The organism is Myxococcus sp. AB025B (assembly GCF_006518215.1).
GTDB lineage: Bacteria > Myxococcota > Myxococcia > Myxococcales > Myxococcaceae > Myxococcus > Myxococcus fulvus.
The window spans coordinates 35,508-42,914 of record NZ_SRLW01000048.1; the positions used below are offsets into that span (position 1 = coordinate 35,508).

Annotated in this window: 6 protein-coding genes; 2 read left to right on the top strand and 4 right to left on the bottom strand. The window is 70.3% G+C overall.

Going from position 1 to position 7,407, the window contains the following annotated elements; translation table 11 throughout:
• Positions 1-234: 234 nt before the first annotated feature.
• Together FL311_RS10640 and nhaA are read left to right on the top strand one after the other, a co-directional pair.
• Positions 235-963, top strand: a complete 729-nt coding sequence (locus FL311_RS10640) for a hypothetical protein (protein ID WP_141324852.1) — start codon at positions 235-237, stop codon at positions 961-963.
• 151 nt (positions 964-1,114) lie between these two features.
• The gene (gene nhaA / locus FL311_RS10645; protein WP_141324853.1) at positions 1,115-2,524 is read left to right on the top strand and encodes a Na+/H+ antiporter NhaA; all 1,410 of its coding nucleotides are present in this window, start codon (positions 1,115-1,117) and stop codon (positions 2,522-2,524) included.
• 3 nt (positions 2,525-2,527) lie between these two features.
• Here the strand turns inward: nhaA and FL311_RS10650 are convergent, their stop codons facing one another.
• From FL311_RS10650 to FL311_RS10660, 4 genes are all read right to left on the bottom strand, one after another.
• Positions 2,528-4,246 carry a radical SAM protein gene (locus tag FL311_RS10650; RefSeq protein WP_141324855.1) on the bottom strand — a complete coding sequence of 573 codons (1,719 nt, stop codon included), beginning with the start codon at positions 4,244-4,246 and terminating at the stop codon, positions 2,528-2,530.
• A gap of 92 nt (positions 4,247-4,338) precedes the next feature.
• Positions 4,339-4,797: a lipocalin-like domain-containing protein gene (locus tag FL311_RS44015; protein WP_194869153.1), complete on the bottom strand. Its 459-nt coding sequence runs from the start codon at positions 4,795-4,797 to the stop codon at positions 4,339-4,341.
• A 43-nt stretch (positions 4,798-4,840) separates the two neighbouring features.
• Positions 4,841-5,674, bottom strand: a complete 834-nt coding sequence (locus tag FL311_RS44020) for a hypothetical protein (RefSeq protein WP_194869154.1) — start codon at positions 5,672-5,674, stop codon at positions 4,841-4,843.
• Between the two features lie 517 nt (positions 5,675-6,191).
• Positions 6,192-7,214, bottom strand: coding sequence for a deoxyhypusine synthase family protein (locus FL311_RS10660; RefSeq protein ID WP_046711849.1), 1,023 nt, complete (start codon positions 7,212-7,214; stop codon positions 6,192-6,194).
• Positions 7,215-7,407 lie beyond the last annotated feature (193 nt).

The following is a 7,407-nucleotide window of genomic DNA, read 5'->3' on the forward strand; positions in this document are numbered from 1 at the left end:
AGAGTCGCACATGCGGCCCGGCTCCTCGCGCCGACTCCGCGCCCACGATGAGGCCTCGCAGGAGCCTCACTCACGCCGAAGCCCCTCACGGGCCCAGGCGCCTCGCGCCAACGCCCACGGCGCGTCCTCGCGGAAGCCACGCACACCAGCGCTCGCGAGGTCCTCGGCCCCTCGTTGAACACTCACACGCGGGCCCGTGCCTCAAACACACACGTCTGGCATAGACTGCGCGCCGTGCTCGAGCCCTCGCAGTCCGACCTCACCGCGATGGAAGTGGCGACGCTGCGCGGCCTCGCCGAGCAGGCCGTGCTCGCCCAGCAGGGCGAGACCACGCTCGACGTGGAGACCCTGAGCGCCCGCCTGCGCGACGTGGCCCAGCGAGGCGGGCCGCCCGAGCTGGGCGCTGTCCTGTGGGAACTGCTGAGCTCCGGCACCCTGACGACCGTGCGCGACCGGAAGGGACGCTCCTGCCGGACGCTCGCGGTGAAGGCGCTGCTCAAGCTCGATGGCCCCGAGGCACGGCGCCTGACACCCGAGGACCTCACCTTCGGGCGCACCCCCACCCTCGCACCGCCGCGATGGGTCCTCGTCATCTCGGCCGCGCTCACCACACTGGGGGGCCTGGGCACCGTGGTCGTGAGCCTGGTCGGACACACCATGATGAGCCTCGCCTTCCACGGCTCCCCCATCCCTCCCTTCTACCAGTTCGTGGCCGCACTCACCGGGGGCCTGACAGCCTGGCGGGCCCTCAAGCTGGTCATCGCCCCAGAAGCGCGCCCATCGGACCTCCGGGCGCTGCTGCTGCTCGCCGCCGCGGGCGTGCTGCTCGTCACCCTGGAGATACCCGCCAGGATGAATGGCGGGCCCGACGGCCTGCTCTCCCCCCTGCTCGCCGCGCTCCCAGCGGCCCTGACGGCCGTCTTCTTCCGCGCCTCGGGCATCCCCTTGCGAGGCAACACGTGAGCCCCCCACGCGCCGGTATTCGTCGACCCACGAAGCCGCCTGTGAGAAGGTGCCCGGGCCTCACACAACGCAAGGGTGCAGCACACCGCTGCAGGACAGTGGATGGTCGGGCCGCCATCCGAGCCGGTTGAACCGCCGGCGAGGATGCGCCATGTCGCCCCCCGTTCCTTCCCGTCCCACATCTCCGCCGGAGGCCTGGGAGCCCCTGCTGCGCATCGTGCGCCTGGCGAGCCGCCCCCTCGAGCGCTTCCTGCACATCCAGGCCGCGAGCGGAATCCTCCTGCTGGTGGCCGCGGCCGTCGCGCTCGCCTGGGCCAACTCCCCGTGGGCGGAGAGCTACACGCGCCTCTGGCACACGCCCGTCGGCTTCCGGCTCGGCGCGTTCAGCTTCGAGCGCTCGCTGGAGTGGGTCGTCAACGACGGGTTGATGGTCATCTTCTTCTTCGTCGTCGGCATGGAGATCCGCCGCGAGGTCCACCACGGCGAGCTGTCGGAGTGGCGTCGGGCGGCGCTCCCCATCGCGGCGGCGCTCGGCGGGATGCTCGCGCCGGCGCTGCTCTACCTCGCCTTCGCGGGGGCTCCCGAGACGAAGAGCGGCTGGGGCGTCCCGATGGCGACCGACATCGCCTTCGCGCTCGGCATCCTGACGCTGCTCGGCCAGCGCGTGCCGCCCGCCCTGCGCGTGCTGCTGCTGGCCCTGGCCGTCATCGACGACCTGGGCGCCATCGTCGTCATCGCGCTCTTCTACTCCTCGGGTGTCTCGCTCGTCGGGCTGCAGACGGCCGCGCTCGGCTTCGTCGGCGTGCTCGCGATGCAGCGGGTGGGCGTGCGCTCGAAGTGGGCCTACGTCGTCCCCGCGCTCGTCGCGTGGGCGGGCATCTACGCCGCGGGCATCCACCCGACCATCGCCGGCGTCATCGTGGGACTCATGACGCCCGTGCGCGCGTGGCTCGGCCCCCAGGGGCTCCTCGTCGACGTGCGCCAGAAGCTCGAGACGCTCGGGCAACAGGCCACGGACGCGCACTCGCCCGAGGACCTCTCGCGGGTGCTCCGGCACGTGGACGTCGCGCGGCGCGAGGCCCTGTCCCCCGCCGAGAGCCTCATCGAGTCCCTCCACCCCTGGGTGGCCTACGGCATCATGCCGGTGTTCGCGCTCGCCAACGCGGGCGTCCAGCTCTCGGGCGGGACGCTCGGCGCCTCCGCCTGGAGCGTGGCGACGGCCGTGGCCGTGGGCCTCGTCGTCGGCAAGCCCGTGGGGGTGCTGCTCGCCATCGGCGCGACGCTGCGGCTGCGCATCGGCACGCTGCCGGCGGGACTCACCGTGCGCCACCTCGTGGTGCTCGGCCTGGTCGCCGGCGTGGGCTTCACCATGGCGCTGTTCATCGCGCAGCTCGCCTTCACGGACCCAGGCCTGCTCGCGGGCGCGAAGCTGGGCGTGCTGGCCGCGAGCGCCTGCGCGGCGGTGCTCGCGCTGGTGCTCGGCCGGCTCCTGCTCTCGCCCGTCACCCCGGGCAACGCGGCGAGGAGCGCGGACGAGGCGGAGAGCTCCACCGAGCTGTGAGGCTCAGCCCGGCTGGAGGAAGCGCCCCTCCACCAGGTGGTCGATGACCTCCCGCGCGGAGTGGGGGTCCAGCCGGGCCTTGCTGCCCAGATGGGACACCGCGCTGGACACCGTGGTGGGGCGCTCGAACGCGGCGAGGGCCGCCAGCAGGATGGCCCCGTCGTCCCCCTGGACCAGCGTGGGGTCGGAGAACCTGCGCGGGTTGACGGTGGGCGCGCAGCTCAAGGTGATGCCGTCGACGGAGCGCAGGACGGTCACCTCCTCCCGCGCGACCTTCACCGGAGCCCGGTGGCTGCCCAGCCAGTCCCCCAGCGAGAAGCGCCGGGGTGTGGACGCGGTGTTGACCAGCCGCGTGCGCCCGTTGACGTCGAGGTTGCGTTGGGCGTCCCGGTGCTTCCACGCCAGCGCATCCACCTGCTCGGAGGTGCGCTGCACCGCCGCCTCCAGCTTCGCGTCGCGGAAGCGAATCATCGGGACGGACACGTCCCCCGGCTCGCGGCGCTCGAAGAAGTCGAGGAACTCGTTGAACGTGCGCGCCTCGCTCACCATGTCGAACCGCGCGGGGTGCTCGGTGACGAGCGCGCCGGGCTGTGACTCCAGCCGCTGGTAGCCCACCACGCAGTCCTGGTCGATGATGCGTTGGACCAGCGCGAGCTCCTCGACGAGCGTGGCCTCGCTGGCGAACGGCAGCCCGCCGATGCCGGAGATTTCGACGCCCAGGTTCTTGTAGCGGCGGCACCCCTCGATGAGCTCGAGCAGCTCCCGGTCCTTCGCGCACGGCTTGAGCAGCCCGCGACCCATCTGCTCCAGGCGCTGCTTCTCGGAGAAGCAGCCGATGTCCACCACCATGTAGACGCGCTCGAAGGTGTTCGACAGCGCCTCGACGAGCTCCAGGCGCGGCACGCCCCACAGGAAGTACGTGCAGCAGTGGCGCGACAGGTCCACGCCCGCCCAGGTGCTGCCCAGGAACTCCGCCGAGCTCCCCGCGAAGTCGTAGCGCATCTGCCACGTCTTGCCGGCGATCTCCTGATGGTCCCTCCGCACGCTCTCCTCGGAGCGCAGGAAGGGCTTCGCCCGACCGAAGGCGGCCTTCTGGTTCCCGCGCGCGCCGCCGCAGTACAGGCAGTTCTCGCCGCAGCCCTTGCCCGGCGCCACCCAGCCGGAGAAGGAGCTCAGGTCGAGCTGACTCAGGAACATCTCGTCGAAGTGCGAGTAGAAGACGTCCTCGGTGTTGGTGGCGCCCTGCACGTACTCGAGCGGCAGCCGGCGCGCCCGGCCGTCCGGGTCCCGCCTCACGCAGTTGGGCGGCGAGTCCTCCCCCTGGCACAGGGCCAGCAGCGGCCGCTCACCGTCCCCCAGCACCACGTGGTCGATGCAGTCGAACGCGTGCAGCTCCCGCCACCAGAAGGAGGCGGAGTTGCCGCCCACGACGACGCGGATGGACGGGTCGATCTTCCGCAGCGTCCGCGCGATGAGCAGCGCGCGGTCCACGTGGTGGAACCACTTGAGGCTGATGCCCACCAGCTTGGGGCGCACGCGTCGCACCAGGGCCTCGAACGAGCGGATGACCTCGGCCTCCGTCTCATCGCCGTCGTACAGCCGCACGAAGGCCTCGATGCCGCCGCGTCGCAGGTAGCTCGCCAGGTAGAGGATGCCGCACGTGGCCTCCCCCAATCCGGCACCGACGAGGAGCACTGGCGAGAGCACACGACCACCACCCATGGGACACGCACCGACCTTTCCGACGAAGGCCGCCCAGCGTAGTCCATCCCGGGGCGGTGGACGTGCTCCAGGTTCGAGCGTCGGAGCGGGCCTCAGTGGCTCGGCGTGCCCGCCCGGCCGCTCAGCCTGCGCCAGGTCAGCACCATCACCCCGCTGCCCCCCGCGAAGGGCATGGGGTCGGTCCGGAGCGAGAGCTTCTCGCCCTCCACGAGGACATGCCGCCGTTGCACCACCCCCAGCCAGTTCGGGAAGAGGCTCCCCTCGATGGCGTGGGACACGACGCGCGCGTCCTCGTCGACGCAGTAGGTGCCGAAGTAGAAGGCGGCCCCGTCCATCGCCGCCTTCGCCTCCTGGGGCTTGCTGGCCAGCGGGTCCGGGGACTCGAAGAAGGCCCTGTCTCCGCGCATGAGCTGGACGGACATGTTCCCGTGCGCGTCGTACATCAGGCAGCCCAGCAGGTGGATTCCGAAGGGGTGGCTGCGCCGGCCCTCCGGCTGCACGTACTCCATGGACACGAGCTTCCAGGTCCCCACCAGTTCATCCTTGAGCATCACGTCACCTCCATGTGGAACGTCGGGAATCACGTCGCGGGTCTCAGGCGGACACGACCTCGAGCTTGAAACGGCCCAGCCGCTGGCCCGCGTCGCTCTCCACGGTGATGACGAACCGCCCCGCCCCGTCGGAGACACACGTGAGCCGCTGCGCCTGGCCAGGGTCCACCACGTCCTTGCAGGAGATGGCACAGCGGCTGACCCAGAACCTCCCGTGCCCGGGGAAGTGCGCCACCAGCGAGCACGCATTCGCCAGGGTCAGGGTCAGGGGACAGAGCGGACGGAGGTCGAAGTGGCCCGCGAAGTCCTCGCGAGGCAACCCCGGCAGTGACGCCCGGAGCATCCTCCCGGGCTCCATCCACTCCAGCGTCATGGGCCGGATGGGGTCCGCATACGGGCTCGGCTGCCCGGGGGACCACGAGGGCCGCGCCGACGCATCAGCGCCCTTGAGCCCCACGAACTCCTCCTCCGTCAGGACCAGCAGGGCTCCGTCCAGCTCCGCGTAGCGCTCGCCCCTGTCTGTCAGACAGGTCCCGCTGACCCGATAGAGGGGGAACAGGTTCGAGCGGTCGATGCCCTCCAGGCGTCCCACGCACTGGAAGACCTCCGATTCGGTGGCCTCCACCGGGAACACCCGGAGTTCGGCGCGGCTGCCCAGGTAGTAGTGACGGGCCTTCACCGGGTTCGCCGCGGCGCCAATCAGGGCGCCGTGGAGGGCCATGGAGCGCAGCATCTCGGAGAGGCTCAACAACGTCGTCTCGGAGTGACGCCGCTGCTCGGGCTTGAACCAGCCGAGCACGACATCATCCTTGACCGTCACGTCGAACGCCCTGGCGTACGGCGCGGTCTCTCCAATGAGTTCAAGCAGAGGCTTCATTGCACGCTTCCCTTCCTGTCCACGCCTGACGACAGCGCGGAGCGAGCCACTCGGGCAGGTGATGAATCACGCCCGGTCGGAAACCCGATGTCTCCCTGGATGAGCACGGCACGATTCACGACCGGGCGGCTCATACATCACCACGCCCGTCCCTGACGTCAACCCGAAACACAGACGTACTCCAGGGCAACAATCACAGACAATGCGGGCGCCGACACACCCCGCATCACGCACCCCGCCTGTGTTTCACCCGCGCCCCGCACCCGCGCCCGGGGCTCGCCCGCCAGGGCCAGTGCCCACCGGTCGACGCCGGGCCTCATCGGGCCTCCAGGCGCGCCAGCACGGCTCGCGGGAAGGCGCGGGCACCCGAGCACGTCGACCTTCGAGGAGCGTCACCTCGGCGCCGGAGCGACCAGGCCTCGCGGGAGCATTCCACGAGGCGGCCACGTCACGGCGAATCCGGCGCGGGGCGGTGATACGGGCCGCCCCGGCAAGCCGTCACATCCCCGCGAGCGTCTCAGCCGCGGTGCTTCGCGATGAGGGCACCCGCCGCCTTGGGGTTGCCCTGGCACTCGAGCAGCGCGCGGAGCATCAGCGGGACGACGATGGTGGCGTCCGACTCGATGACGAACATCGGCGTCGTCTCCGTCAGCTTGTCCCAGGTAATCTTCTCGTTGGGCGTGGCGCCCGAGTACGAGCCGTAGGACGTCGTCGAGTCGCTGATCTGGCAGAAGTACGCCCACGGCTTCACGGGCTTCTGCAGGTCGTACTTGATGGACGGGACGACGCAGATGGGGAAGTCCCCGGCGATGCCGCCGCCAATCTGGAAGAAGCCCACGCCCTGGCCCGCGGACAGCTCCTCGTAGCGGTCATAGAAGTCCGCCATGTACTCGATGCCGGACTTGACGATGCTCGCGCTGCACTCGCCCGACTTCACGTAGGACGCGAAGATGTTGCCGAACGTCGAGTCCTCGTAGCCCGGGACGACGATGGGCAGCTTGCGCCGCGCCGCCTCAAGCAGCCAGCAGGCCTCCGGATCTCCCTCGTACGCCGAGGGGTCCAGCATCTGGATGACCTCGTAGAAGTACTCGTGCCAGAAGCGGCGCTGGCCCTTCTCCGTCGCCGTCTTCCACATCGGGACGATGAACTTCTCCACCGCGCGGAACGCCTCGTCCTCCGGGATGCTCGTGTCCGTCACCCGGCGCATCCGCTGCTCGAGGATCTTCGTGTCGTCCTGCTTGGTGAAGTAGCGGTACTCCGGGAAGTCCTTGTACGCGGCGTGCGCGACGAGCCGGAACAGCGACTCCTCCAGGTTGGCGCCCGTGACGGACAGGCCGTGAATCAGGCCCGAGCGGATGGCCGGCGCCAGGGTGATGCCCAGCTGCGCCGACGACATCGCGCCCGCGACGCTCCAGAACATCCGCCCCCCCGTGGAGACGTGGTCCCAGTAGGACAAGAGCGAGTCGCGCGTCGCCCGCGCGTTGAAGTTCTTGTAGTTCGCGAGGATGAACTCGAGGACGGGCAGTTCGGACGTCGACATGTAGGCCTCCAGCAACAACGGGGTCGATGCTCGGGAGGCGCCAGCCGAAGAAATGCCACCCGAGGACACCCTACGGTCGCGACGAGATGCCGCGCCGCCATCGGAGCGTCGAGTGGCTGGGCGCTAGCTAGCACAGCGGGAGCGGGCCGGCCAACTTCGTTCAACCCCGCCCCCAGGCGGGGATGAACGAAGT